The sequence below is a fragment of the Acetobacter farinalis genome (assembly GCF_011516935.1).
Classification (GTDB): Bacteria; Pseudomonadota; Alphaproteobacteria; order Acetobacterales; family Acetobacteraceae; genus Acetobacter; species Acetobacter farinalis.
Map to the genome: position 1 here is coordinate 40,132 of NZ_WOTF01000007.1, position 25,932 is coordinate 66,063.

Sequence of the window (25,932 nt, forward strand, 5' to 3'; positions counted from 1 at the left end):
CCGGGCCGGCTTTTTGCCTTGAAAACGAACCTGTCGTGCTGGATGCGCAGGGAATACACAAAAGCTTTGGTGACGGTGATATTCTGGGGGGTGTCTCCCTTCAGGTCCGCAAGGGGGAGCTGGTCTCCATCATCGGTCCGTCCGGCTGCGGGAAATCAACGTTTCTGCGCTGCCTGAATTTTCTCGAAATTCCTGACCGTGGCACCATAAACGCCATGGGTGTAACCATCGCGCGGAACGGCGGCCCATGGCGGCGTGCGGATGAGCAGATGGCGCACAGGCTCCGCACCCATGTGGGCATGGTTTTTCAGAATTTTAATCTTTTTCCGCATCTGAGTGTTCTGGATAATGTCCTGCTCGCCCCGCGTGTCGTGAAGGGGGACGCTGGTCCTGACGAGCGTGATGAAGCCATGAGCCTGCTGGAAAAGGTCGGGCTGGGGCGTGTGGCGCAGCGTTATCCGGTCTCGCTCTCCGGAGGGCAGCAGCAGCGGGCCGCCATTGCGCGTGCGCTGGCCATGCGCCCCGAAATCATGCTGTATGACGAACCGACATCCGCACTGGACCCCATTGTGGCGGAGGAAGTGCTGGGTGTGATGCGCACGCTGGATGATGAAGGCATGACGCAGATTATTGTCACGCACGACATGCGTTTTGCCCAGGTGGCGTCTGATACAATCGTCTATATGGACGGGGGGCACATTATCGAATCCGGTCCGCCGGAAACCCTGTGTGTGGACCCGGTGGATGACCGGACACGGCGCTTTTTGAGGACTGTCTTGTGAAATACGGCGTGCGGTGCCCTCTGGCCCGGGTTTTAGCCTTTCCGCACCGGATTGTGTGCGCGCTGGTTCTGATCCTGCTGGCCGGTCTATGCGGGGCCGCGCCGCAGCCCGCCCACGCCCAGCAGCCCCTGCGCTGGGGGGCTGATGCCTCGGCGGATGTGCCCTATACATTTCATGACCCGAATGACCAGTCCCGGCTGACCGGCTTTGAGTTTGACCTGATGCAGTCTCTGGGGGAGCATCTGCGCACCCCTCTGCACTTTGTGCAGAATGACTGGGATGGCCTGATCCCCGGTTTGCAGCGGGGCCTGTACGAGATGGTGATCTGCGGGATTGAAATCACCCCCGAGCATGCGGAAGGGATTGATTTCAGCACACCGTACTATGTGACATCCGAACGAATTGTGGTCCGGCGGCACGGGCCTGCCCTGACAAGTCTTGATGCGCTGAACAGCCATGTTGTCGGCACCATGAAGGCCACGCAGGCGGAACGGATTCTGGCCAATCATCCTCAGGTGCAGGTTCGTACCTATGAGGAAGAAACCAATGTCTTCATGGATCTGGTCAACGGGCGCACGGATGCTGTGCTGATTGATGGACCAATTGCCCAGTACTACGGCGCGACCAACCCGGATCTTCAGGTGGTGGGGGAGCCGATAGGCACGGTCTCCTACGGGATTGCCTTTGCCAAGGGGCAGAACGCGGCCCTGCGCGAGCAGGTCAACACCGCGCTGGATGCCATGAAGCAGGATGGCAGCCTGCACCGTATTCTGGCCCGGTGGAACTTGTGGACGCCACAGGTCGCACGCTGGTCTGAAGATTTCTCAACTCCCACCCTCGAACCGACAAGCTGGAATGACTATGTCGCGGCTCTGCACGGTGCCTCGGGCTGGCATGCGCGGCTTGTGCGCTATGCCGGCTTCCTGCCGCTGCTGGCCAAAGGGGCTGTTCTCACGCTGCTCGTGTCGCTCTGCGCCATGGTGCTGGCGGTGGGGCTGGGGCTTACTCTGGCGCTGCTCAGGCTTTATGGCCCGGCTCCGCTGGCCACACTTTCTTCCTTCTACGTGGAAATTGTGCGCGGCACGCCGTTGCTGATCCAGATTCTGCTGATTTTCTATGGTCTGCCGCAATGCGGCCTGAACCTGACACCCTTTGTGGCCGGGGTGCTCGCTCTTGGGCTGAATTATGCGGCATATGAGGCGGAGAATTATCGGGCCGGGTTGCAGTCCGTGGCCCGAGGGCAGATGGAAGCCGCGCTGGCGCTGAACATGACGCATGTGCAGGCCCTGCGCTATGTGGTGGTGCCGCAGGCGTTCCGGCTGGTCATGCCGGTCATGACGAATGATTTCATTTCCCTGCTGAAAGATTCTTCTCTGGTCAGCGTGATTACCCTGACAGAACTGACACAGACCTATATCCGCCTCTCCTCCACCTATTTTGATTATTTCGGTACGGGGCTGATGGTGGGCGGGGCATATCTGCTGCTGGGGCTGCCTTTTGTCCGTCTGGCCCGCATGGCGGAGAAAAAACTCTCACAGCCGCATATCCGGCGTCGTTAAAGCCGCCTGAAAGGTCCGGTAAAGGCCTGAATAAGGATCCGGATGAAGGGTGGGGAAAATGGTCCGGGTGTCAGCATGGGCCAATGCGCGTACAACATGGCGGAACAGAGAAGAGGAGCCCTTGTCTGAACATGGAGGATGCTTCACAAATAAGATGAATAGCCTGATAATCTCGGATTATCATCTGTTTCTGCCTGATGGCGTTTGGTAACGGCGCGGTACCCCGCACGGCCAGTGTCTGAAGCGTTGTGCAGGCAGGATGCAGAAAGACGGCGGAATATCTGCTAAAAAGCCCGGAATTTAATGGATCTTCTTTCTGCCCTTCACAGCTTTGTCCGCGTGGCGGCCACAGGCTCTTTTTCCGCTGTCTCGCGTGAGACAGGGGTCAGTCAACCCACCATCTCGCGCCATATCGCCCTGCTGGAAGCGCATTATGGCACCACGCTGTTTGCGCGCACCACCCGCAGCCTGATGATGACGGAAGACGGGCGCAGCCTCCTGCCCCACGCCTATGAAGTGCTGGAAATTCTGGAAACGGCGGAAACTGTTCTGGGCCGCAGGCGTGCGTCCGTGTCCGGTCTGGTCCGGCTGGGGATGACAACCGCATTCGGCTTGTATTTTACCCGCAGGCTGGGCGACCTGCTGGAACGCCATCCTGATCTGTCCGTGGAAGCCGTGATCCGTGACGGGTTTGGTGATCTGGTGGAAGAGGGGCTCGATCTGGCCGTGCGGGTGGGGGATATTGCCGAAGGCTCCCTGATTGCCCGCAAGCTGGGCGTGGTGCGTAAATGGCTGGTGGTCTCTCCGGCGTGTCTGGCCCGGTGCGGCACGCCGCAACACCCCAGAGAACTCCCGGAATATCCGGCCATTGTTTATAATTATGGCGGAGGCCGCCATGACTGGCATTTCTTCCGGGATGACGAAGAAAGTGTGATTGCCCCTTCCACCGTCTTCCGGGCAAACAGCAGTGAGGCCGTACTGTGTGCGGTATCGGCCGATGTCGGGATTGGTCTGCTGCCGGAGTTTCAGGTGCGTGATGCCGTGCGGGAAGGCAGGCTGGTCAGACTGTTTGCAGACTGGCGTATTCCCGATCTGCCTTTTTATGCCGTGCATACCGGCCCGCGCACGCTGCCGCTGCGCACCCGGACGGTGCTTGATTTCCTGGTTGAGGTCTCGTCAGAAGTTCTGCGGGACGACAGGGAGCCTTAAAAGGGCCGCTCTGCGGGGGGCTTTCCAGAGAGCGCCCCGAAGGGCGTTTGGCAGCCCCGGCCTTAACCGTGGAAGCCGGGGTCCGTTGTGGCGGCAGCAGGCAGGCGGCTGCCGGAGTCCAGCGTGCCATTATAGCCTTTACGCAGGTAAGGCAGCCAGCCTTGCAGCCAATGGTCCGTGCGGCCAACAAAATCCGCAACAACGGGGGAGCTGGCCATTCCGGCGTGAGACCAGTCTTCCGGTGCGCCGGGCACAGCTTTCTGGCCAGCCAGAGCCGGGCTGAGCAGGGTGTGAATGGTTGCGAAATCCACTCCCGTGCCGGATTTGCTTTTTTCAATATGCGTCCATGCGGCATCCACCAGCACGGGGGGCAGATCAAAGCCCATCATGCCCAGCCGTTGCAGCGCGGGTGGAATGAAGAGCGGGCTGCTCAGCAGGCCCTGAAGCGCCTGATTGGATGTGAGGAACAGATTGTTCACCACCCGGATGGGGGAGGTCATCCAGCATTCTGTCTGCTTGCCGTCCTGCGGCAGGTCATTCACGGTAAAATTGAAGGTGCTGTGGCACTGGTCCTGAAGCATCTGGGTGTCAGAGGCGGGCAGAGATTGCGTGGTGGCCTGCGCAATCATGAAACCGGTGACGACACCCTGCTCGGAACGCACGAAAATGGAGGTCAGAATTTCCCCGTGTGAAATATCATCCTGATAATTCAGCACCGGGTGCCACTTGCCCGCAGGGAGCGGGAGCTGACGTCCGGCAAACGGAATCACGCCTTCAAACTGCGCATCCATCGGGGGTTGTGAGACCATGCGGCGGCCTTCATCCGCGCTTGCGTCTGCTGCCGGAGCGGCGGAAGAGCGGCCCAGCATCTGGCCGACTTTCGCGGTCATGGTCCCGTAATACGGTAGCTGGCGTGTAAGCCAGGGAGCCGGGAACAGCACGGAAAACAGGCCGCATACACCGGTGGTGATCAGGGCGGTGCGCCACAGGGGCGCGCGGTGCCAGAGGCGGGTAAAAGCGGACATGCCGGGGCTCAGTTCACACAGGTCAGGGGCGGACGGGGCCAGCCAGGGGGTGAACCGTGGGCTGGCCTTGCGGAGGAGGTCTTTACGGGGTCAGGCGGGCGTGAATGGCATCGCCGTTATCAGGCGTGCCATCGGCGATTTTGGCGCTGATTGTTCCATCCTCATCCCGCACGATCCGCACCATCTCAGCGCCCTGCTGGCGCGCCACAATCAGCGATTCGCTGATCATGTCTTCAATGGAGCGCACCAGATCACGCGCTGAAGCGGCATCCCCCATCCGGCTCTGGCGGCGCATGACGTCCACCAGAAGCCCCGCATCAATCCCGCCGGTTTCAACCTTCAGGCCGTAGCTTTCAATCATGCCTTCAATTTCCAGCGCGGAAACACGGGCGATATCCAGCCCCTTCAGGGTGCGGAACACAAAAATGCGGTCCAGACGGTTCAGCACTTCCGGCGCGAACCCGGCCTGACGCAGCGCCTCGACCGATTCGGCGCGCATGCGGTCTGGGTCATTGTGCAGGCGGTCGGCAATTTCCGTCAGCGCTTCCGTGGCGATGTTGGATGTCAGCACAAAAATGCAGCGGACTGTGGAAATCTGCTGCCCGGTGGAGGCTTCCGTCACGTGCCCGTCGTTCCAGGCCGTCAGGAATTTCTTGAACACATCCGGATGGGCTTTTTCAATTTCATCCAGCAGCACAACGGCATCGGGCTTTTCTTTCAGGCCGCCGGTCAGCTTGCCGTAGGTATCCGAGCCCACATAGCCCTTTGGGGAGCCAAAAAGCTGGGTGGCGGCGTGCGGGCTGCTCATCTGCGTCATGTCAAAATGCAGCAGGGGGCGCCCAAGCTGGCGGGCCAGTTGTTTGGCCAGATAGGTTTTTCCGGTGCCGGGCGGGCCTGCCAGCAGGAAAATTCCCACCGGCTTGCCGCGTACCTGCAAGGCGAGGCGGCGGCGCAACTGTGTGGCGATATCCTCACACACCTGATCCTGCCCGATCACACGGGCGCGCAGGTTCGCGGCCAGTTCCTCGGCATCAATCGTTGTTTCCCGCTGTTCCCGCGCCAGCATTTCTTCCAGCGCGTTGCGGTTGGTCAGTCTGGCAAGAACATCCATCATCCACCCCCGTCGGCGTAACAGGCCCTTGCGTGCGAGCCGTTCTGCGCGTGTTTCAAATAACAGCCCCCCCAGTGTCAGTATGCCGCCAACAGCAGCCAGTACGGGCCACGCCGGTGCGCACCACTCCATGAAATGGGTGAAGGACGCCAGCGAGAGGTGCAGGCTGATTGCCATCTGGACACTGGCAAGCACCAGAAAGATGACCATCATCAGCGGCATCAACCGGTTCAGGGCCGGAAGCAGGTCTTTCATTGCGCAATCACCGTCAGGCCAAGAGTATCACCCTGATGCATGATGGGCAGGGCCTGCGGACCAAACATGGTTATCACGCCACTGCCCGTTCCAGCCGGACCGGGGTCGGACACGGGCACGATATCCACATTACCACTTACTGTAATGGGAAGCACGAGAACTGTGGGTTTGGGCTGAAGCAGCACGGTCCGCTGTGTTGTTCCGCAGATCACACTCACTGTCCCTCCCGCACCTGTCGCATCAAAAATCGGCATGGCCACCAGCCGCAGCTCCCGCCGTTTCACGCCGGCCAGAATATCAGCCTGCTCTTTTTCAGAGTAGCCCGAGTCCGCAAGGGCCTGCGCGGCTTTTTCCGGCGCAATCAGCGAAAACTGCACCCCAAGGCGGGCCTGTGTGGTTCCGCCGTTCTGGCTGCCCCCCGCGTCTGCCGCGGGGAGGGCTGATGTGCTGCCGCTGTTTGAGCCAGCGTAATGAACCCCGGCCCCGGCCAGCAGGGCACATGTGGCCAAGGCTACCATAAGAAGGCGGAAGTGTGAGGGTTTTTCCTCTTTTTCCGCCTGTGCCCTGTATGCGGGGTCCGGCAAATTCTTCATGAGACAATCAGACATGGGCGGGCGCGAAAGTGCAAGTTCTGAAACGGGGGGAAAGTCTGGAAAACCCCCTGTGTTGATTAATTTCTTTTTCACGAAACGGTATGGCCGGATTGCCCGACTCTGTTTCCGCCCTTGCAGCATGACGGTGTATCCCCTACATGAAGGGCATCCTTTCATTGAATCAGAATTTTGGGGGGTGGCCTTGACGGGCCGCCTTTTTTGCATTGGACGCTGATCTGCCTGCCCACTCCGGCCTTGAAGCCCGGCTTGTCGCTCTTGTAGCGCCAACGCTGGAGGATCTTGGCTATGAAATCGTCCGCATCGCGGTGCTCGGGCGTGAAAGCCCGACCGTGCAGATTATGGCGGATCGGGCGGATGGTTCGCTCATCAGTGTGGATGATTGTGAACGCATCAGCCATGCCGTGGGCGCCGTGCTGGATGTGGAAGACCCCATTCCGGGGGCGTGGACTCTGGAAGTCTCGTCCGCGGGAATCGACAGGCCACTGACACGCGCCAAGGACTGGAACCGGTTTGCCGGGCATCAGGCCAAGGCGGAAGTGCTGGTGCCGGTGGATGGCCGACGCCGGTTTTCCGGTATCGTGCTGGGAGCGGATGATGGTGTTGCCAGGCTGCGGCTGGATGATGGCACCGAGGTTGCCTTGCCGCTGGAGGAAATCCGGCGGGCAAGGCTGGTTCTGACAGATGCCCTGATTGAGGCAAGCGCGCAGATGGCGCGCCCTGCCGAGACGGGTGAAGAAGAGAAGAGCGAGGCCGGGGAAGAAAATCCGGCCGGGCGCAAGTTACACTGATCAAGCCGCCTGCTTTGGAGAGCTGAGAGTATGGATACCTCTGTTTCCCGTCCTGAACTGCTGCTGGTTGCAGATGCTGTCTCGCGCGAGAAAGGAATCGAGCGCGAGGAAGTTCTGGAGGCCATGGAGCAGGCCATCCAGAAGGCCGGTCGTGCCAAATACGGGCACGAAAAAGATATTCGCGCCACAATTGACCGCCGGACCGGGGATGTACGCCTCTCTCGCTGGACTGAAGTTGTCGAGACGGTAGAGAACGAAGAAACCCAGATTCCGCTGGCTATTGCGAGCAAGTTCCGGCCGGAAATCAAGGCGGGTGAATATCTGGTTGATCCGCTGCCGCCGATTGATTTTGGCCGCATTGCCGCCCAGACCGCCAAGCAGGTCATTGTCCAGCGCGTGCGGGAATATGAGCGCAAGCGCCAGTACAACGAATTCAAGGACCGCGTGGGCGAAATCGTCAACGGCACCATCAAGCGGACCGAGTACGGCAACCTCATGGTTGAAATCGGCTCTGCGGAGGCGCTGCTGCGCCGTGATGAGCTGATTCCGCGTGAAACGTTCCGTAACTCGGACCGCGTGCGCGCCTACATCTATGATGTGCGTGATGAACCGCGCGGCCCGCAGATTTTCCTCTCCCGCACGCATCCGGCCTTCCTGGCCAAACTGTTTGCGCAGGAAGTGCCGGAAATCTATGACGGCATCATCGAAATCAAGGCTGTGGCGCGTGACCCCGGCTCCCGTGCCAAAATGGCCGTGATCTCCCGTGATGCGTCCATTGACCCGGTCGGTGCCTGCGTTGGTATGCGTGGCTCCCGCGTGCAGGCCGTTGTGGCTGAACTGCAGGGCGAGAAAATCGACATCATTCCCTGGAGCCCGCAGGCCGCGACCTTCGTGGTGAACGCCCTTGCTCCTGCTGAAGTCAGCAAGGTGGTGATGGATGAAGAAGCCGGGCGTGTGGAAGTTGTGGTGCCGGATGAGCAACTCTCGCTGGCCATTGGCCGCCGCGGGCAGAACGTGCGTCTGGCCAGCCAGCTCACGCGCTGGGATATTGATATCCTGACCGAGGCCGAAGAATCCGAACGCCGTCAGGAAGAGTTCCGCCGCCGCACGAACCTGTTCGTGGAAGCGCTGGATGTGGATGACGTGATTGCAGGTCTGCTGGTCACAGAAGGGTTCCACACGGTTGAAGAACTGGCGTATGCTGACCCGGACGAGCTGATTGGCATTGAAGGTTTTGACGAGTCGGTGGTAAGTGAGCTGGTACAGCGCGCTGAAGCCTACCTGGTTCGTCAGGAAGAAAACCTTGATGCGAAGCGCCGTGATCTTGGCGTGGTGGACGATATTGCCAATCTCGGGGTCTTTACAAACCAGATGCTTGTGACGCTGGGCGAAAAAGGTGTAAAAACCCTTGACGACCTCGCTGACCTTGCGGGTGACGAGCTTGTCGAGATTCTCGGTCCTGACGCCCTTGAGGAAGATGCTGCCAATGAGATTATCATGGCCGCACGTGCTCACTGGTTCGAGGGAGAAGGCAAGTCCTCCGGTCAGGCTGAGGGCTGAGCAGGCACTTCGGGCCTGACAAGAAATGAGTGGTGATTTGCCCGAAGCGTATGATGATGAGAAAGGCCCCCTGCGCCGCTGCGCGGTAACGCGTGAGCAGGGGCAACCTGCTCTGATGATACGGTTTGTGGTTTCACCCTCACTGGTTGTCGTGCCGGATCTGGACGCGCGGCTCCCCGGTCGGGGAATATGGTTGAGCCCCAGCCGGGATGTGATAGAACAGGCCCGCAAACGCGGGGTGTTCGCACGGGCTGCACGCTGCCAGGTGGTTGTGCCGGAAGATCTCTCTGCTCAGGTGGAGGCAGGTCTGCGCCGGCGGATGATGGAACTTCTGGGGCTGGCACGGCGTGCCGGGCAGTCCACAAGCGGTTTTATGAAGGTGCGGGAGTGGGTCACACAGCGTCGTGCTGCGGTGATTGTTCACGCATCGGATGGAAGCGGAGAGGAACTTGGTCGGCTCGTATCGGGTGCCAGGGACCTCCCCGTGGTTGAGGCGCTTTCGGGTGAAGACCTTGCAAAGGTTTTTGGTCGGGAGCGAGTTGTGAATGCGGCGCTGGCGGCCGGGGTTCTGGCCTCGCGTCTGTGTTGTGAGAATAAGCGTTTTTCGGGGGTTGCCGATGGTGGCTCCCGGGTTCGTCGGACCTTTCCGGCGGATGGGTGTGAACAGGCGGGTCAATGAGCGAAGGCAAGGATCAGGATCAGGGTAAGGGGCGTCTGTCCCTTCGGCCGGCGGGACGTTCGGAAGTCGGACGGACGGTTGATGCCGGGTCCGTGCGGCAGAGTTTCAGTCACGGGCGCTCGAAGGTTGTACAGGTTGAGGTGCGCAAGAAGCGTGGCCCCGGTACTCCTGGTAGCCCTGGTGGTCGAGGTGCCGGCGGACGGGCAGGGGGTGGCCGTACCCTGACGGCTGCTGAACTGGCCATGCGCCAGCGTGTGCTGGCGGAACAGACACAGGCAGCCGCAGAGGCTGAACGGCGTGAAGCCGAGCGGCGCGAGCAGGAAAAGATTCAGATCCTTTCCGCGGCTGAAGAAGCACGCCGCCGTGAGGAAGACGAAAAACGGACAGCGGAAGCCGAAGCTCAGGCGAAAGCCGCGGCTGAGGAAGCTGAACGTCGGGCCCGGATCGACTCCATCAAGCAGATCGAGCCGAAAGGCCCCGTTGTTTCGGCTGTGCCGATTCCGGGTGAAGTCACGCTTGCCCCGCCGGTTGACCGCCTGAAGCCTCTGGCTGAACGCGCCATCATGCCGGCGCGCCCGCTCAAGCCGGCAGCTCCGCGCCCGCAGCCTGCGGCCGATGCCGCCGAGCCTCCTGCCGCCCAGACCCTGCGTCTGCGTGGCCGTGGTGCGGATGGTGAGGAAGAAACTCGCCGTGCTCCCTCCCGTCGTCCGGGTGGCGGCGGTGGTGGTGCGGGCAATGTGCCTGCAAACCGCAAGAGCGCCAGCCCCCGTAAGGGTGATGCCGGGCGTCGTGCAGGCCGTATTGACGTGCAGGCCGCCATTGAAGGGGATGATGACAAGACGCGTTCACTCGCCTCTGTCCGTCGCCAGCGTGAGCGTGAGCGCCGTCAGGCCGAACTCGAACGCCTGCGTGCTGATCAGGTCCGCGTGGTGCGTGATGTCATCCTGCCCGAAACCATTACGGTGCAGGAGCTTGCCAACCGTATGGCGGCCCGTCAGGGAGAAGTCATCAAGGCGCTGATGAAAAACGGCGTGATGGCAACTGTCACGCAGAGCATTGATGCCGATACGGCTGAACTGATTGTTGAAGAATTCGGCCACCGCGTGCGCCGTGTTTCTGAAAGCGACGTTGAGCTGGGCATTGAAGGCGTTGAGGATCAGCCCGAAGAACTCATGCCCCGTCCGCCGGTTGTGACCGTGATGGGCCATGTTGACCACGGCAAGACCTCGCTGCTGGATGCCCTGCGCACAACCGACGTTGCGGCAGGGGAAGCCGGTGGCATTACCCAGCATATCGGGGCCTATCAGGTTACTCTGAAGTCCGGCGCGAAAATCACGTTCCTGGATACACCGGGCCACGAGGCGTTTACCGCCATGCGTGCCCGCGGTGCCTCCATTACGGACGTGGTGGTGCTGGTGGTTGCAGCGGATGACGGCGTGATGCCGCAGACGATTGAGGCCATCAAACACGCCAAGGCTGCGAATGCGCCGATTATCGTGGCCATCAACAAGATCGACAAGCCGGGTGCCAACCCGGACCGTGTGCGCCAGGAACTGCTGCACCACGAGATTGTTGTGGAATCCATGAGCGGTGACGTGCAGGACATTGAAGTGTCTGCCACCAAGCGTCTGGGTCTTGAGCAGCTGGAAGAAGCCATTCTTCTGCAGGCCGAAATTCTGGACCTGAAGGCAAACCCGGATCGTTCTGCGGAAGGTGCGGTGATTGAAAGCCGTCTGGACCGTGGCCGTGGTTCCGTGGCGTCTGTGCTGGTGCAGAAAGGCACCCTGCATAAGGGCGACATCGTGGTGGCCGGGTCCGAATGGGGCCGTGTGCGTGCGCTGATTGATGATCGTGGCCGTCAGGTTGCGGATGCAACACCGTCCATGCCGGTTGAAATTCTGGGGCTGACAGGGGTGCCGTCCGCCGGTGCGCCGTTCGTGGTCGTGGAAAATGAAACCCGCGCCCGTGAAATCTGTGAATTCCGCCAGCGGAAGCTGAAGGAACATCAGGTTGCCGGTCAGGTTGCGGCCCGTGGCACGCTGGATCAGATGCTGGCGCGTATCCAGGCTGGCCAGCAGAAGGAAGTCGCGGTTCTTATCAAGGCTGACGTGCAGGGCTCTGCTGAAGCAATTCAGTCAACCGTGCTCAAGCTGGCGCATGAAGAAGTGGCTGTGCGGGTGCTCAACGCAACGGTGGGGCAGATCACGGAAAGTGATGTGCAGTTCGCCAAGGCGTCTGATGCCCTGATCATTGCCTTCAACGTGCGTGCCACGGCGCAGGCCCGCATACTCGCCCAGCGCGAGGGTGTGGAAATCCGCTACTACTCCATCATCTATCAGGTGGCGGATGACGTGGAACAGCTGGTGCGTGGCAAGATTGCGCCCAAGCATCGTGAGAAGTTCCTGGGCTATGCCGAAATCCGTCAGGTTTTCGACATTACCAAGGTGGGCAAGGTGGCCGGGTGCTACATTACAGAAGGCGTGGTCAAGCGCGGCTGTGGTGTGCGTCTGCTGCGTGATGGCGTGGTGATCCATGAAGGGGATCTGAGCCAGCTCAAGCGCTTCAAGGACGATGTGAAGGAAGTGGCCAAAGGCTACGAATGTGGTCTGTCCTTCGCTGGCTATAACGACCTGCGTGAAGGCGACGTGGTCGAGTGCTTTGAAAGCGAGCTGGTGCCTGCATGAGCCGTCGGAACGGATCAGGTAAGGCAGGAGCAGGGGAGCCGGCGGGGTATCTCGCCGGCCTTTCTCCTTTAGGGCCATCCCAGCGCCAGTTGCGCGTGGGGGAAGAAGTGCGGCGCGTGCTGGCGGAACTGTTCGCCCGCACCACGTTTCGTGACCCGGATCTGGCAGATGCCACGGTAACGGTGACGGAAGTCCGGCTTTCTCCGGATTTCAAACACGCCACGGTTTTTGTGGCGCGTCTGGGCCGCAGTGATGTGGATGCGTTATTGCCCGCCCTCAAGCGGGTTGGGCCGTGGCTGCGCACGCAGATGTCGCACAAGCTGCGTTTGCGGGCGGCTCCGGAATTGCATTTCCAGCCGGATACCACGCTGGATGTTGCCATGCACATGAACTCGCTGCTGAGGTCTCCGGACGTTCAGCGCGACCTTGCTTCAAAAGACGACGAGGAAGAGCCGGAGGCCTGAGCTTCCCGTTCTTCCGCTCCGGCCCGCGCCGGGTGTGTCAGCACGCATTTCAAACAGAATTCTAGCTTTTCCACGGCTGCACAACGGGGCGGATGGCAAAGTTGCTTTGAATGCGGACAACACCCGGCATGCGGGAGAGTTCTTCCTTATGAATGCGTTCATAGTCTGACATATCCCGCGCTTCCACGCGGAGCAGATAGTCGGCATCCCCCGTCATCAGATAACATTCCTTTACATCCGGGCATTCCCGCACGCGAGTTTCAAACCGGCGCAGGCCGTCTTCCGTCTGGCGCTCAAGGGTGATCTGCACAATGACGGTGGCCATGCTGTGCACCGCGTTCTTATCGATAATGGCGCGGTAGCCCTGAATAACGCCCTCCTGTTCCAGAATTTTGACCCGCCGCAGGCAGGCAGAGGGAGAAAGCCCAACCTTTTCAGCAAGTTCGGCGTTGCTCATGCGGCCATCATGCTGGAGGTGACGCAAGATTGCGTCAGTCAGGCGGTCGAAGATCATAAGGCGATATCCTGTTTTTATTCGAAGAATATACGAATTTTAGCCACTTCTGTCACATTTTATGCGGCCAATCGACAGGATATTCCGAAAGATTTCTGTTAAAAGTTTGGAATCGAAATGTTTTAGGGGGCTGGTGTGGCATCTTCCAGTGTTTCTGCCCGACCGAACTGGCCCGCGTCCCGCGCCGGGGCGGTCCTGACAATTGATCTTGCAGCGATTGCGGCCAATTATCGTGCGCTGGATGCCAGAACGCCGGGGGCCATCTGCGCGGCTGTGGTGAAGGCCGATGCCTATGGGCTGGGTGCGGCCCATGTTGCTCCGGTTCTTGAAAAAGCCGGGGCGCGCCAGTTTTTTGTTGCCCATGTGGATGAAGGCCTCGCCTTGCGGGAAAGCCTTTCTCCCGCCGCCCGGATTACGGTGCTGCACGGTGCGCGGCCGGATGCTCTGGAAGACTGCGTGCGCTCCGGCCTGCGTCCGGTTCTGAATTCTCTGGAGCAGATCAGCCAGTTACGGGCACTTGCCCGCCGCCTTGGCCACACGCTGGATGCTGTTCTGCAACTGGATACCGGCATGTCCCGCTTCGGGCTTTCCAGAGCCGATGTGCAGTGTCTGGTACAGGAGCCGGACCGGCTGGAGGGGATTTCTCTCAGCCTGATCATGAGCCATCTGGCCTGCGCGGATACCCCCGAAAACCCGGCGAACAGGGAGCAGTTAGAGGCCTTTCTGGCTGCTGCGGCCATCTTGCCAGCCGCGCCCCTCAGTCTGGCAGCGTCTTCCGGAATTTTTCTGGAACCTGCCTTCCACCAGTCTCTCGTGCGGCCGGGGGCGGCTCTTTATGGCGTGGCCCCCAATGCCGCGGGGCCGAACCCGCTGGCTCCCGTCGTGACGCTTGCGGCGCATATCCTGCAAATCCGCACCCTCTCCAAAGGGGACCGCGTTGGATATGGGCTGACATGGCGGGCTGATGGCCCCCGGCGTGTGGCAACATTGGCCACGGGCTATGCGGACGGGTTTGCCCGGCAGGGGGCGGAGAAAGGGTGCGCGTGGTTCAAGGGCCAGCGTTTGCCCGTTCTGGGCCGGATTTCCATGGATTCCATGACCGTGGATATTTCCGATATTCCGGAAGGCCAGATTGCGCCGGATGATACGGTCGAACTGCTCAACGCCTCCCATGGTGTGGATGCCGTGGCGCAGGCCGAGGGCACGATAGGGTACGAAGTCCTGACCTCGCTTGGGCGCCGGTATCATCGTGTTTATGAAAACCAGCCACAGAATACGTAAAATTTAAAAAATAAGAAGGTGCTTCCAATGAAAGTTATCGTTCTTGGTGGGGGTGTGGTGGGTGTGACCTCTGCCTGGTATCTGGCGCAGGCCGGGCATGAGGTCACGGTGGTGGAACGCCAGCCGGAAGCCGGGATGGAAACCAGCTTTGCCAATGCAGGGCAGGTTTCCCCAGGCTATTCCGCTCCCTGGGCTGGCCCCGGCGTGCCGCTGAAATCCATCCGCTGGCTGATGATGGCGTATCGCCCCTTTGTGTTCTGGCCGATGCCGGATCCGCATTTGTGGACATGGCTGATGCAGATGCTGGAAAACTGCACCTCCGCCGCCTATGACCGGAACAAGGGCCGTATGGTGCGTCTGGCGGAATACAGCCGGGATGTGATGAAGGATCTGCGGACTGAAACGGGCATCACGTATGATGACCGCCAGCAGGGCACCCTTCAGGTGTTCCGGACCCAGAAGCAGCTTGATAACGCCGCACAGGATATTGCTGTTCTCAAACAGTATCAGGTGTCCTACGAAGTTCTGGATCGGGCGGCCTGTGTGCGGGCGGAGCCGGGCCTTGCGGATGCGGCGGACAAGATTGTCGGCGGCCTGCGTCTGCCAGGTGATGAAACGGGGGATGCCTTCAAGTTCACGCAGACTCTGGCGGGCATGGCGGAAAAGGCGGGGGTGAAGTTTCTGTATAACACCCGTATCAAGCAGCTTTTGTCCGAAGGTGGCCGCATTACGGGTGTGGAGACCAGTGCAGGTGTTCTGACGGCGGATTCTTATGTGCTGTCACTGGGGAGCTTCTCTCCCGCACTGGTGCGCGGGCTGGGGATGAAGCTGCCGATTTATCCGGTAAAAGGCTACTCTCTGACAGCTAATATCACAAATGCGGATCGTGCTCCCGTTTCAACGATTATGGATGAAACCTTCAAGATCGGGATTACCCGCCTTGGAGACCGTGTGCGTGTGGGTGGCACGGCGGAGCTGGCCGGGTTCAGCCGCCGCCTGCGTGCGCCGCGCCGGGCAACGCTGGAACATTCGGTGACAGACCTGTTCTCTGACTGCTGTGATGTGCCGGGTGCCTCCTTCTGGACAGGCCTGCGCCCCATGACACCGGATGGCACGCCCATTATTGGCCGGACAGGGCTGGAAAATCTGTTCCTCAATACCGGGCACGGCACGCTGGGCTGGACCATGGCCTGTGGCTCCGGCCGTGTTCTGGCGGATATCATGTCTGGTAAGACACCAGACATTGCCTATGAAGATCTGAATATCTTCCGCTACGGACTTTCCTGAGCCCTGCGGTATACCTGCTCCCGCCCAGAACCGGGCCGGGAGCAGGATGGGGCGGAAGGACGTGCGGCCCCGGGAGGCTCCTGCTGGCACCTCCTTTCTTCTGGTAACTGCGTGCGCGGAATATGCGGCATGCGGAAAGCCTATGGTCCACGGAATTTCAAGAAACTGTAAAACTGTTCACGAAGAAAAAATGTTTTCACTCGGAAACATATTTTTTTCTGGCGATGACATGAATATGCTCGGTTTTTCTGGTGCAACAGTGCCGTGGCGGGATGTCATGTTGTTCCTGACGTTTTTATAGGATGGACCTTGCTTGTTATGATGCCGGACTGGTTTTTCTTGTCTTTTCGCTTTTCTCGCGGGCATGATGCCGCCTGCCAACAGGTCCCTTCCCGTACCCGGCGGGTTTCTCCCCGTGTGGGTTTTCTGGCGTTTGTAGCCCTTTCGGCTTTCGGGCCAGCGGCTGCGCAGGCAGCGGAGGCCTCTGCACCGGCCACTTCTGCCACACAGGCCGCGCCTATAGTCGCGCCGTCCATCCCTTCGGTCCGTCAGCAGCGGGAGGCCGCGCGCCTGTCCACCAGTGTGGTGTTCAAACCCAGCCGGGCAGATATGGCGTTGATTGAAGATCTGGAACACCGCACCTTTCTGTGGTTCTGGGAAGCAGGCGATGCACAGACCGGCCTGGTGCCCGACCGGTATCCATCAGACCAGACACAGGCGAGTGTGGCCTCAATCGGGTTTGCGCTGACAGCCTATGGTATCGGAGCGGAGCGCGGGTATATCACCCGCCAGCAGGCTGCTGAACGGACTCTGGCCACCCTGCGGTATCTCTCCGGGCTTCCGCAGAATGACAGTCCGGAAAACTCTTCCGGGTATCATGGATTTTTCTATCATTTTCTGAACAACAAGACCGGATTGCGGCTCAACAAGGACATTGAACTGTCCAGCATTGATACAGCCCTGCTGATGCAGGGCGTTCTGTTCTCGGAAAGCTATTATACGAAAGATACGGAGCAGGAGCGGGAAATCCGCTCTCTGGCAAACGGACTTTACCAGAATGTTGACTGGGTCTGGATGCGCAGGCCTGACCTGCGGCTGAGCATGGGGTGGTCTCCCGAGCGCCAGTTCCTCCCCAATTACTGGGAAGGCTACAGTGAGGGGATGATGGCCTATATTCTGGCGCTTGGTTCTCAGGGCCATCCGCTGGAACCGGCGTCATGGCAGGCGTGGCTGACCACAAATGACCGGCGCTGGGGGGAATATTACGGCCAGACCCTGCTGAATTTTGCCCCCATGTTCGGGCATGAATACACCCATTCATGGATCGATTTCCGCGGGATTCAGGATGACTGGAACCGTGAGAAGGGCATTGATTATTTTGAAAACAGCCGCCGTGCGACCTATGCGCAGCGGACCTATGCCATGACCAACCCTGGCAAATGGCAGGATTACGGGCAGGATGTATGGGGGCTGACCGCCAGTGATGGCCCCGGCGAACTGACGCAGACAGTAGGTGGCACCCCCCGCCACTTCCTGTCTTACGCCGCGCGCGGAGCCGGGCGCGACTATACGCAGGATGATGGCACCATTGCGCCCACCGCCGCTGGCGGTGCGGTGGCCTTCGCCCCGGAAATTGCCATTCCCGCCCTGCGGGAAATGAAGCACCGCTACGGCCGCCATATCTACAGCCGGTATGGGTTTGTGGATGCGTTCAACCCCAGCTTCCATACGGCGGACAAGTCTTTCTGGTCTGACACAGCCTATCTGGGCATTGATCAGGGGCCAATTCTGCTGATGATTGAAAACTGGCGCAGCGGGTTTGTGTGGAACATCATGAAGCAGAATCCCGCCATTCGGCAGGGGCTGCTGAAAGCCGGCTTCCGGGGTGGCTGGCTGGGGCAGGACGCTGGTCCTGCGGCACCGGCCACACATGCCAGTGCACCGGCTTCCGGCACGGTTCTGCCTCCTGCCAGCCAGCATGCGGCCACGCAGCACCCTGCCCGGCAAGGGGCACAGCAGCAGACCGGCTGAAGGCCGGTTGCTCCTGAAAATCGCTTTTCTGGAAAAGTCCTTTCGCACCAGTCTCTGAAGAGACTCCATCGGAGACTGGCGCGGGAAACCCTGAAGGGTGGTCTGAGGCCCGCCTATCCCTGATAGGAGGCGATCTCGATCAGATTCTGGTCCGGATCATGGCAGTAGACAGAGGTGATTGGCCCCAGAGCGCCCAACCGCGCCACGGGGCCTTCTACAATCGTCACGCCACATTTTTTCAGATGCTCAATGATGTCCTCACTGGTCACCGCGGTGACAAAGCAGAGGTCATTCCCGCCGGGCAGCGCATGGACTGCTGTGTCCCACCCCGTGGCGTCCTGCGGCCGAAGGTTGAGCTTCTGCCCGCCAAAAGCCAGCGCTGTGCGGTTGTTGCGCCCGTACTCCTCGCGATCCATGCCCAGCACACGCTGATACCAGGAGGCGGAAATTTCGAGGTCTCTTACAGTCAGGACAGCATGGTCCATCCGGTCAACAGTAAAGCGCATGGGGTCAACACAGCTCCTTTAATGCTCAGCTGAGTTCAGCGTAGAAGTCATTCCCCTTGTCGTCGATAACAATAAAGGCGGGGAAGTCCTCAACCTCGATTTTCCACACCGCTTCCATGCCCAGTTCGGGGTATTCCAGAACTTCCACCTTGCGGATGCAGTCCTGCGCCAGCCGGGCCGCCGGGCCGCCAACGGACCCCAGATAGAACCCGCCGTACGTCTGGCAGGCGTCCTTCACGGCTTTGGAGCGGTTGCCCTTGGCCAGCATGATATAGGAGCCGCCAGCGGCCTGAAGCTCGGCCACATAGGAGTCCATGCGTCCGGCCGTGGTGGGGCCGAAGGAGCCTGTCGCCATGCCTTCGGGCGTTTTGGCCGGGCCTGCGTAATAAACCGGGTGGTCTTTCAGATATTGCGGCAGGCCTTCCCCCCGTTCCAGCCGCTCACGGAATTTGGCGTGGGCAATATCCCGCGCCACCACCACGGTGCCGTTCAGGGCAAGGCGGGTTTTGACAGGATAGCGGGAGAGTTCCTTGCGGATTTCGTCCATCGGGCGATTGAGGTCGATCCTGACGGCCTCACCCTCCAGATGGTCATCCGTGGTTTCGGGCAGGAAGCGGGCCGGGTCATGCTCCAGCTCTTCCAGAAAAAAGCCTTCCGCCGTGATGCGCGCCTTGATCTGCCGGTCTGCCGAGCAGGAGACCCCCATCCCCACCGGCAGAGAGGCGCCGTGGCGGGGCAGGCGGATCACCCGCACGTCATGGCAGAAATATTTGCCGCCAAACTGCGCGCCAATGCCCAGCTTGCGGGTCAGCTCCAGAACCTTCTGCTCCATCTCTACATCCCGGAAGGCGTGGCCGGTCATGCTGCCGCTGGTGGGCAGGCTGTCATACCAGTGGGTGGAGGCCAGCTTCACGGTCTTGAGCGTCTGCTCCGCGGACATGCCGCCAATCACGATAGCCAGATGGTAGGGCGGGCAGGCGGAGGTGCCGAGGGTTTTGATTTTGGTATCCAGCCAGTCCAGCAGTTTCTGTTCAGACCCCAGCAGGGCGCGGGTTTCCTGAAACAGGAACGTCTTGTTGGCCGAGCCACCGCCCTTGGCCACAAACATCAGATCAAACTGTTCATCATGATGCGTGGCGGGGCTGGCGAAAATATCGCACTGCACCGGCAGGTTGGTGCCTGTGTTCTTTTCCTCGAACATGGTGAGCGGGGCCATCTGCGAATAGCGCAGGCTGGTGCGGGTGTAGGTTTCATACACTCCTTTGGAGAACGCGACTTCCTCATCGCCTTCCACCCATACGCGCTGGCCTTTTTTGCCAAACACAATGGCCGTGCCGGTGTCCTGACACATGGGCAGCACGCCACCCGCGGCAATGCCGGCGTTTTTCAGCAGGTCCAGTGCCACGAAGCGGTCATTGTCCGAGGCTTCGGGGTCTTTGAGAATGCTGGCAAGCTGTTTGAGGTGAGCAGGGCGCAGGTAATGCGCCACTTCGTGAAACGCCTGCGCTGTCAATTCTGTCAGCGCTTCGGGCGTGATGTGCAGAATGGTTTTGCCCGCACACTGCGATGTGCTGACACCGGCGATATCCACCTTCCTGTAAGAGGTGGTGTCCTCCCCCAGCGGGAAGAGGGGAGACCAGGTGAAGGGGGGTACCGGGGGGCGAGGGGGCTGGCTGGTCATGATGTGCTGAACTCTCCATGGGGCCCGCCCCTGAATGCGGGGCTTAAGCGGGTGATGGCCCTTTCTTGCGAAAAGCGTCAAGGCTTACGACCTGTGATGACGGGTCACTTTCCGCTGAGCCTCCGGCATCGTCTTCTGCCGGTGCTGCCGGAGCTGTTTCTGTGGCGGCTGCGGCGGCAGCCGCTGCGTCCGATGCCGTGAAATGCAGGCTGAGATGGATCGACGGATCAGCAAACCCGGTAAAGGCCGCCACTGGAATGACCAGAATGGAGCCAACCCCACCGAAGGACAGACCGACGGAAACCTTGCCTGCGGCGCGGTCCACGGCCAGATCCCAGAACTGGTGCTGGAGCACGATGGTCATCTCATGCGGGTACTGGGCGCGGAGGCGGTCAGGGATCACCACACCGGGAAGATCGGTGCGGAAGGTCAGATAAAAATGATGTTCCCCCGCAAGCCCTTCGCGGCTCACATACTCGAGGGCGCTCAGCATCACCCCGCGATAGGCCTCGTCCAGCCACTGCTCATAAGGCAGCTGGCTTTCGGGTGGGAAAGCGCCGTTTTCCGGGGTGTTATCGTGGTCATCAGCCATGACAGCTCTCCTCGCTCACGCTGGTCCTTTCGGGCCAGCGATTTGAATATCACTCTGCCGTCAGCCATGCGTGAAAGAGGGGATAAGTGCAAGCCGCCAAGCCATGATTCTGTAGCGCAGTGGGTTCCTCACAGCTGCGTATGCCGGCTTTCAAAAGTGCTTGAGCATTGGCAGGCTGCGGGGTTCATGCCCCGGCTGCGGTCCTGAAATTTTAACGGGATTTTTCTGGCGGACTGTGAGGGGGCTTCTGTTGCCCGGTGCCCCCCCGAACCGCGCTTATCGCTTATGCAGCGACAGCGAGCACCTCAGTGTTATCGTTGGCACTTGTATGTTTAGCCCGATAACGGCGGTACAATGCCGGGCAAAAGGAAGGTCTTTACCACGCGTGTCGAGCCTGTTTCGTCCCCATCCGTCCGGCCGTGAGGCTGGATTGAAACTGGTGGAGACGCCGGGTACTGCCCCCGGGTCCACAACGATTATTCCACGTTCCGTTTATCACCATAGCCAAGGGGCAAGCCCCTCCTGCACCAATGAACATAAGGAGCACAGCGGTGGATTGCAAGATCCTGTTTCACGCGGCGGCCCAACTTGAATGCGTGCTGGACTGTCTGTAACACAGAAGCCGAGCTCATTTTCAGTCCGGGGAACAGCATGTCACTGACCGACGCCCAGCGCGCAGAAATTGCCGCGCATCTTCAGGAGTCCGCTCCTACCCGCCGCCCGACGGTGCCGGCGCTGGAGGCCATGCTGTATGAACCACAGGAAGTGCTTGACCACGGCTTTCTGCGGGTTGTGGACTATATGGGCGATGATTCGGCCATTGTGCAGGCCGCCCGCGTGTCCTACGGGCGCGGCACCCGCAAGGTTTCTGAAGATGCCGGGCTGATCCGCTATCTGATGCGGCACCGCCATTCCTCGCCGTTTGAAATGTGCGAGATGAAGTTTCACGTCAAACTGCCCATTTTTGTTGCGCGGCAGTGGATCCGCCACCGGATGGCCAGCGTGAATGAATATTCCGCCCGCTATTCGATTCTCGACAGTGAATTCTACATCCCCGCGCCGGAACACATGGCCGCGCAGAGTGTGATCAACCGGCAGGGCCGGGGCGATGTGCTGGCCCCGGATGACGCCGCTGCCGTGATGGAGATCCTGCGGGATGACGCCGTGCGCACCTACCGCAATTATGAAACCATGCTGAACACGGAAGAGGGCTACGGTCTGGCCCGTGAGCTGGCCCGCATCAATCTGACAGTGAACACCTATACCCAGTGGTATTGGAAGATCGACCTGCACAACCTCATGCATTTTCTGGCGCTGCGGCTGGACCCGCATGCGCAGTATGAAATCCGTGTCTATGCGGAAGCCATGCTGAAAATCCTGCATGCCTGGGTGCCGCAGACAGCGGCTGCATTTGAGGATTATCGCCGGGGCGCTGTGACATTCTCCGCCGGCATGCTCAAGATCGTGCGCCGTATGCTGGCGGGTGAGCCGGTCGAGCAGGCCAGCTCCGGCCTGAGCAAGCGCGAGTGGGATGAGATGATGGCTGTCCTGAAGGACTGATCTCCACCCGCAATGGATACTCCCCCCAAAACGGACGCCGCCCTTCGGGATGAAGCTTTTCTCGAGGATGAGGCCGGAGGTCGCGCCTCATCCCTGTTTCTGAAAGAGCAGGGTGGCGCGCGTGGCCTGCGCCCGCCGGGGAATCAGTTGCCGGGGTTTGCACCGTTTGTGGCGGTTGCGGCTGTGCTGGTGGCGGTGTGGGCGTTCCTGTTCTTTACAGCCCCCAAGGATATGAAGCCCCAGCATCTGCATGTGTGTGAAACACAGGGGCCGGACAGCCAGCGGACACTCTGTCTGCATTAAAATTTGACATGATTGTCAAGCTCACTACTGTTTTCCCGGAACGACGTGCCGGGAACGGGGTGTGATGGCGTGGCAAGGCGCGCCAGTCCCGTCATGTTTATCATTATTTTTGCGGCGGACTGGCGTTCTGGCTATTCCGCACAGAAGATGGATAAAAGTGACATGCCTGCTTTCACACCGAAATTTTTAAAGACATTCTGCCTTGCCGCGACCGGTATCGCCCTGCTCGGCACGCTGGCCCCAGCCCGTGCGGAGGATACCCTGCGCCAGAAGCAAACCCAGGCCTGCAAGGGGGATGCTCTCAAGCTTTGCGCTCTTGCCATTCCCAATGAAAAGAAAATCACCAGCTGCATGGAGCGCAAGAAAGACAGGCTGAGCCCCCAGTGCCGTGCGTTCTTTGATGCTCCGGCAGGATCCGGGAAAACTTCCGCGAAAAAACCCTGATTTCTACAGGGGTTTTATGGTGCGTTATCATGTGGAGGATGTGCTGTCTGCCGGGATGCGGGAAGCTTCCCGGCAGCGTCTGCCACGGTGACTCCTGCCTGCAGCTATATTGAAAAAATGCAGGTTTTAAGAGGGGCTTCTGTTAAATGTTATATGGCCAATTATGGCATGAAGTGTGAGATATTTTGGTTTGAGAATGTGACAGTTGGTGCCTTATGACGGAAAGCACCAACTTGAACGAAGGTGGTACGAATAAAGTGTAGGAAAAACCTCTCAATTATTATTGTGTTTTTCCCTAACTTCTTATCCGCATGCGTAAATCATTTTACGCATTCCTGTGCCGCAGGGCTTCCGCCGTTGCCTGCGCGATACGGCGGAACGCCTGTGCGCCTTCGCTTTCGGGGGCGCTGGCTACAATCGGGGCGCCTGCATCCCCCGTGGCGCGGATATCCGCCAGAAGGGGCACTTCCCCAAGGAAGGGCACACCCATGGCTTCGGCTTCCTTCCGTGCGCCGCCATGGCCGAACAGTTCGGTGTTATGGCCGCAATTCGGGCAGCAGAAATAGGACATGTTCTCAATCAGGCCGAGAACAGGCACGTTCATTTTCTCAAACATGGTCACACCGCGCCGCGCATCAATCAGCGCGATATCCTGCGGTGTAGAGACAATAACGGCCCCGGCCAGCGGCACTTTCTGCATCAGGGAGAGCTGTGCGTCTCCGGTGCCGGGGGGCATGTCCACCACCAGAACATCCAGAGGGCCCCAGTCCACGTCTGTCAGAAACTGGTTGATAGCGCCCATCACCATGGGGCCGCGCCAGATCATGGCCTGCTTTTCATCCACCAGCATGCCAATGGACACGGCGCGGAGGCCCCAGACTTCCATGGGCTGCAGGCGGCCTTCCCGTGCTTCCGGCTTGCTCTCCGTGCCCAGCATGCGGTGCAGGGAGGGGCCGTGAATATCGGCATCCATCAGGCCCACGCGCAGCCCTTCCTGCGCCAGCCCGATGGCCAGATTGGTGGCTGTGGTGGATTTGCCCACGCCACCCTTGCCGGAGGCGACGGCAATAATGGCCTTCACATCTGGCAGCACCGGGGTGCCCGGAGCCGGAGCAGGGCCACCAAACGGCCGGTGTCCACCGCCCGCAGCGGCTTTCGGCGGCGGAGCAGCAGCTCGCCCGCCCTGTGTAGCAGCTTCGGCGGGTGTTCCAGCGCCTGCCGGACGGTGGGCGGTCAGGATCACATTGGCGCTCTGCACACCCGGGAGTTTTTCCAGTGCGATTTTTGCTTCATCGCAGAGCGGTGCAAGGCGGGCAGCCTGCTCTTTCGCTACGGCCAGAGCCACGCCTAGCCGCCCGTCTTCCAGCCGGAATCCTTCCAGCTTGGTCAGGGCAAGCAGGGAGTGCCCTGTCTGCGCATCCCGAACGGAATCCAGCACGCGGGCGATGTCATCATGATGAAGGGGGGAGGAGACCACTGTTTTTCGTCCTGACTCTGTGGCGGAAGGCTCTGTTGCCCTGTTGGCAACAGCATGAGGCTGCTGCCGTCAAGGAGAATATGGCGGGTGAGGTGAGGCTGGCGGCGGAGAATGTGGAGGGAATGTATTGCGTGCCCATGGTTTTGGCGCTTTTGTCCGGAATCCTGAGCGCGTAAAGAAGGCGCAGGGCAGGCCTCTCCTCAGGAGCGGTCTGAGGCTGAGGGAAAAGGGGCTGATCCATTATTATGAGTGCACCATCGCCGGATCAGTCTTCCGTGAACGCTCCTGCGCCGAATGCTCCCGCTCCGGGGCAGCCCGGCCCAAACGCTCCGCGCTCTGTGCGGGATCACAGGATTGACGCCCTGCGCGGTGTGGCCCTGCTGATGATGTTTGTGGACCACATTCCTCAAAGCCTGCTCAACCGTTTTACCATGCGCAATGTCGGGTTTGCCGATGCCGCGGAAATTTTTGTTCTGCTGGCGGGTTATGCCTCGTGGCTGGCATACGGGCGCGGGTTTCGCAAATACGGGGTGGTGGAGTGCCTTAAGCGCATCGCCCGCCGGTGTGTGCAGCTCTACATCGGGCAGACCATTATGGTGGTGGTCTCTGTCTTCAGCATCCGTATCTGGCGGCATTATACGCCGGTGCCGGTGGATTTTCTGGAACCTGAACTGGCGCACGGGCTGAGCTGGGTCTGGCGCGTGATGATGTTTGATGCGCTGCCCAGTAACCTGAATATCCTGCCTCTTTATATCATCCTGCTGGGTGGGTTTCCGCTTTTTTATGGTCTGATGCGTATCCACCGTTCTCTGGCGCTGCTTCTGTCCGGTGCGGTGTGGATGCTGGTCAATCTGGACCCGGACGTGAACCTGCCCAACTGGCTGGACCCGGATGGCTGGTACTTCAACCCGTTTGCCTGGCAGTTCCTGTTCGCGCTGGGGGCCACGGCGTCCGCCGAGACAGAGCGGCGCGGTGCCGATTTCCCCCGCGTGCGCCTGATGGTTGTATGCTGTGTGCTGTATCTGCTGTTTTCCGCTTTTCAGGCGTTCCCATGGACTTTGTGGGGGCTGCCGGACCTGCGGCCGTTTGGCAGCATGATCATGCCGGAAAAAAGCTGGCTCTCACCTTTGCGGCTGCTGGATGTGATGGCCATTTTCTATTTGGTGCAATCCTCCGCCAAGGCCCGGACATGGGCGGCGGAGTCCCGCATGGGGCGGCTTCTGGCCCGTGTGGGGCGGCATTCTCTGGAAATTTTTGTGGTGGGCACGCTGCTGGATCTCTACGCGCGCCTGCTGTTCAGCACCTTTGGAGATGGCTGGCTGTTGCAGATTGTGGTGAATCTGGCGGGTCTGGGCATTCTGTTTTCTCTGGCGGACTGGCTGGATGGCTACAGAAAGCGCCAGCGTGCGGCGCAGGCCGCCTGAACCCTGCAGGCGCGGTGCCGGGGGGCGGTGTGTGTGAAACAGGCTGACGTTGTGGCAGGATCGTGCGATAGACTAGGGTCTGATATGATTTCTGTCCGTTTG

23 protein-coding genes and 1 other RNA gene are annotated in these 25,932 nt (G+C 60.1%); 15 read left to right on the forward strand and 9 right to left on the reverse strand.

Annotated features, from left to right (window positions below):
* The first annotated feature begins 35 nt into the window (after nucleotides 1–35).
* The 3 genes from GOB82_RS08175 (at nucleotide 36) to GOB82_RS08185 (ending at nucleotide 3,550) form a co-directional block, all read left to right on the forward strand.
* Nucleotides 36–782 (forward strand): ATP-binding cassette domain-containing protein, encoded by a 747-nt coding sequence (locus GOB82_RS08175; RefSeq protein ID WP_166121973.1) that lies wholly within the window; start codon nucleotides 36–38, stop codon nucleotides 780–782.
* Nucleotides 783–850: 68 nt separating this feature from the next.
* Complete coding sequence (locus GOB82_RS08180; RefSeq protein WP_242007281.1) at nucleotides 851–2,341, forward strand: ABC transporter substrate-binding protein/permease; 1,491 nt, start codon at nucleotides 851–853, stop codon at nucleotides 2,339–2,341.
* A 303-nt stretch (nucleotides 2,342–2,644) separates the two neighbouring features.
* Nucleotides 2,645–3,550: a LysR family transcriptional regulator gene (locus tag GOB82_RS08185; protein ID WP_166121977.1), complete on the forward strand. Its 906-nt coding sequence runs from the start codon at nucleotides 2,645–2,647 to the stop codon at nucleotides 3,548–3,550.
* A gap of 62 nt (nucleotides 3,551–3,612) precedes the next feature.
* On the opposite strand, the gene GOB82_RS08190 is transcribed toward GOB82_RS08185, so the two are convergent.
* From GOB82_RS08190 to GOB82_RS08200, 3 genes are all read right to left on the reverse strand, one after another.
* Complete coding sequence (locus GOB82_RS08190; RefSeq protein WP_166121979.1) at nucleotides 3,613–4,575, reverse strand: hypothetical protein; 963 nt, start codon at nucleotides 4,573–4,575, stop codon at nucleotides 3,613–3,615.
* An 82-nt stretch (nucleotides 4,576–4,657) separates the two neighbouring features.
* Entirely contained in the window at nucleotides 4,658–5,941 is a 1,284-nt protein-coding gene (locus GOB82_RS08195; protein WP_166121981.1) for an AAA family ATPase, read from the reverse strand.
* Entirely contained in the window at nucleotides 5,938–6,534 is a 597-nt protein-coding gene (locus GOB82_RS08200) for a hypothetical protein (RefSeq protein ID WP_166121983.1), read from the reverse strand. Before GOB82_RS08200 ends, GOB82_RS08195 begins: the two co-directional genes overlap by 4 nt.
* Before the next feature lie 224 nt (nucleotides 6,535–6,758).
* Between GOB82_RS08200 and rimP the strand changes: the two genes are divergently transcribed.
* The 5 genes from rimP to rbfA are packed head-to-tail and all read left to right on the forward strand — an operon-like array spanning nucleotide 6,759 to nucleotide 12,730.
* A complete protein-coding gene (rimP, locus tag GOB82_RS08205) occupies nucleotides 6,759–7,343 on the forward strand; it encodes a ribosome maturation factor RimP (RefSeq protein ID WP_166121985.1) in 585 nt (194 codons plus the stop codon).
* A gap of 30 nt (nucleotides 7,344–7,373) precedes the next feature.
* Nucleotides 7,374–8,903, forward strand: a complete 1,530-nt coding sequence (gene nusA, locus GOB82_RS08210; protein ID WP_166121987.1) for a transcription termination factor NusA — start codon at nucleotides 7,374–7,376, stop codon at nucleotides 8,901–8,903.
* Between the two features lie 25 nt (nucleotides 8,904–8,928).
* The gene (locus tag GOB82_RS08215) at nucleotides 8,929–9,582 is read left to right on the forward strand and encodes an RNA-binding protein (RefSeq protein WP_166121989.1); all 654 of its coding nucleotides are present in this window, start codon (nucleotides 8,929–8,931) and stop codon (nucleotides 9,580–9,582) included.
* On the forward strand, nucleotides 9,579–12,266 hold the full coding sequence (infB, locus tag GOB82_RS08220; RefSeq protein ID WP_166121991.1) for a translation initiation factor IF-2: 2,688 nt from the start codon (nucleotides 9,579–9,581) through the stop codon (nucleotides 12,264–12,266). The genes GOB82_RS08215 and infB overlap by 4 nt, the downstream gene beginning before the upstream one ends.
* On the forward strand, nucleotides 12,263–12,730 hold the full coding sequence (rbfA, locus tag GOB82_RS08225; protein WP_166121993.1) for a 30S ribosome-binding factor RbfA: 468 nt from the start codon (nucleotides 12,263–12,265) through the stop codon (nucleotides 12,728–12,730). The genes infB and rbfA overlap by 4 nt, the downstream gene beginning before the upstream one ends.
* Before the next feature lie 61 nt (nucleotides 12,731–12,791).
* Here rbfA and GOB82_RS08230 read toward each other — a convergent pair whose 3' ends face one another.
* Entirely contained in the window at nucleotides 12,792–13,244 is a 453-nt protein-coding gene (locus tag GOB82_RS08230) for an Lrp/AsnC family transcriptional regulator (protein ID WP_166121995.1), read from the reverse strand.
* Between the two features lie 135 nt (nucleotides 13,245–13,379).
* On the opposite strand from GOB82_RS08230, the gene alr reads away from it, so the two are divergent.
* The 3 genes from alr (at nucleotide 13,380) to GOB82_RS08245 (ending at nucleotide 17,843) form a co-directional block, all read left to right on the forward strand.
* Complete coding sequence (alr, locus tag GOB82_RS08235; protein ID WP_166121997.1) at nucleotides 13,380–14,525, forward strand: alanine racemase; 1,146 nt, start codon at nucleotides 13,380–13,382, stop codon at nucleotides 14,523–14,525.
* Between the two features lie 18 nt (nucleotides 14,526–14,543).
* Nucleotides 14,544–15,812 (forward strand): D-amino acid dehydrogenase, encoded by a 1,269-nt coding sequence (locus GOB82_RS08240; protein ID WP_265794494.1) that lies wholly within the window; start codon nucleotides 14,544–14,546, stop codon nucleotides 15,810–15,812.
* A 570-nt stretch (nucleotides 15,813–16,382) separates the two neighbouring features.
* Nucleotides 16,383–17,843: a glucoamylase family protein gene (locus GOB82_RS08245; protein WP_242007282.1), complete on the forward strand. Its 1,461-nt coding sequence runs from the start codon at nucleotides 16,383–16,385 to the stop codon at nucleotides 17,841–17,843.
* Between the two features lie 113 nt (nucleotides 17,844–17,956).
* Here GOB82_RS08245 and GOB82_RS08250 read toward each other — a convergent pair whose 3' ends face one another.
* From GOB82_RS08250 to ssrA, 4 genes are all read right to left on the reverse strand, one after another.
* Nucleotides 17,957–18,349, reverse strand: coding sequence for a VOC family protein (locus tag GOB82_RS08250; protein WP_166122001.1), 393 nt, complete (start codon nucleotides 18,347–18,349; stop codon nucleotides 17,957–17,959).
* 25 nt (nucleotides 18,350–18,374) lie between these two features.
* Nucleotides 18,375–20,030 carry a fumarate hydratase gene (locus tag GOB82_RS08255; protein WP_166122003.1) on the reverse strand — a complete coding sequence of 552 codons (1,656 nt, stop codon included), beginning with the start codon at nucleotides 20,028–20,030 and terminating at the stop codon, nucleotides 18,375–18,377.
* Nucleotides 20,031–20,073: 43 nt separating this feature from the next.
* Nucleotides 20,074–20,622 carry an SspB family protein gene (locus GOB82_RS08260; RefSeq protein WP_166122005.1) on the reverse strand — a complete coding sequence of 183 codons (549 nt, stop codon included), beginning with the start codon at nucleotides 20,620–20,622 and terminating at the stop codon, nucleotides 20,074–20,076.
* Nucleotides 20,623–20,858: 236 nt separating this feature from the next.
* Nucleotides 20,859–21,188: a transfer-messenger RNA gene (ssrA, locus tag GOB82_RS08265) on the reverse strand.
* Nucleotides 21,189–21,273: 85 nt separating this feature from the next.
* Here ssrA and thyX point away from each other — a divergent pair.
* The 3 genes from thyX (at nucleotide 21,274) to GOB82_RS08280 (ending at nucleotide 22,929) form a co-directional block, all read left to right on the forward strand.
* Nucleotides 21,274–22,182 carry an FAD-dependent thymidylate synthase gene (gene thyX / locus GOB82_RS08270; RefSeq protein WP_166122007.1) on the forward strand — a complete coding sequence of 303 codons (909 nt, stop codon included), beginning with the start codon at nucleotides 21,274–21,276 and terminating at the stop codon, nucleotides 22,180–22,182.
* A 12-nt stretch (nucleotides 22,183–22,194) separates the two neighbouring features.
* Nucleotides 22,195–22,485 (forward strand): hypothetical protein, encoded by a 291-nt coding sequence (locus tag GOB82_RS08275; protein ID WP_166122009.1) that lies wholly within the window; start codon nucleotides 22,195–22,197, stop codon nucleotides 22,483–22,485.
* A 93-nt stretch (nucleotides 22,486–22,578) separates the two neighbouring features.
* Nucleotides 22,579–22,929 carry a hypothetical protein gene (locus GOB82_RS08280; protein ID WP_377792252.1) on the forward strand — a complete coding sequence of 117 codons (351 nt, stop codon included), beginning with the start codon at nucleotides 22,579–22,581 and terminating at the stop codon, nucleotides 22,927–22,929.
* 325 nt (nucleotides 22,930–23,254) lie between these two features.
* On the opposite strand, the gene GOB82_RS08285 is transcribed toward GOB82_RS08280, so the two are convergent.
* A complete protein-coding gene (locus tag GOB82_RS08285; protein WP_166122011.1) occupies nucleotides 23,255–24,406 on the reverse strand; it encodes a P-loop NTPase in 1,152 nt (383 codons plus the stop codon).
* A 245-nt stretch (nucleotides 24,407–24,651) separates the two neighbouring features.
* Here GOB82_RS08285 and GOB82_RS08290 point away from each other — a divergent pair, with 245 nt between their 5' ends.
* Nucleotides 24,652–25,830, forward strand: coding sequence for an OpgC family protein (locus GOB82_RS08290; protein WP_166122013.1), 1,179 nt, complete (start codon nucleotides 24,652–24,654; stop codon nucleotides 25,828–25,830).
* Nucleotides 25,831–25,932 lie beyond the last annotated feature (102 nt).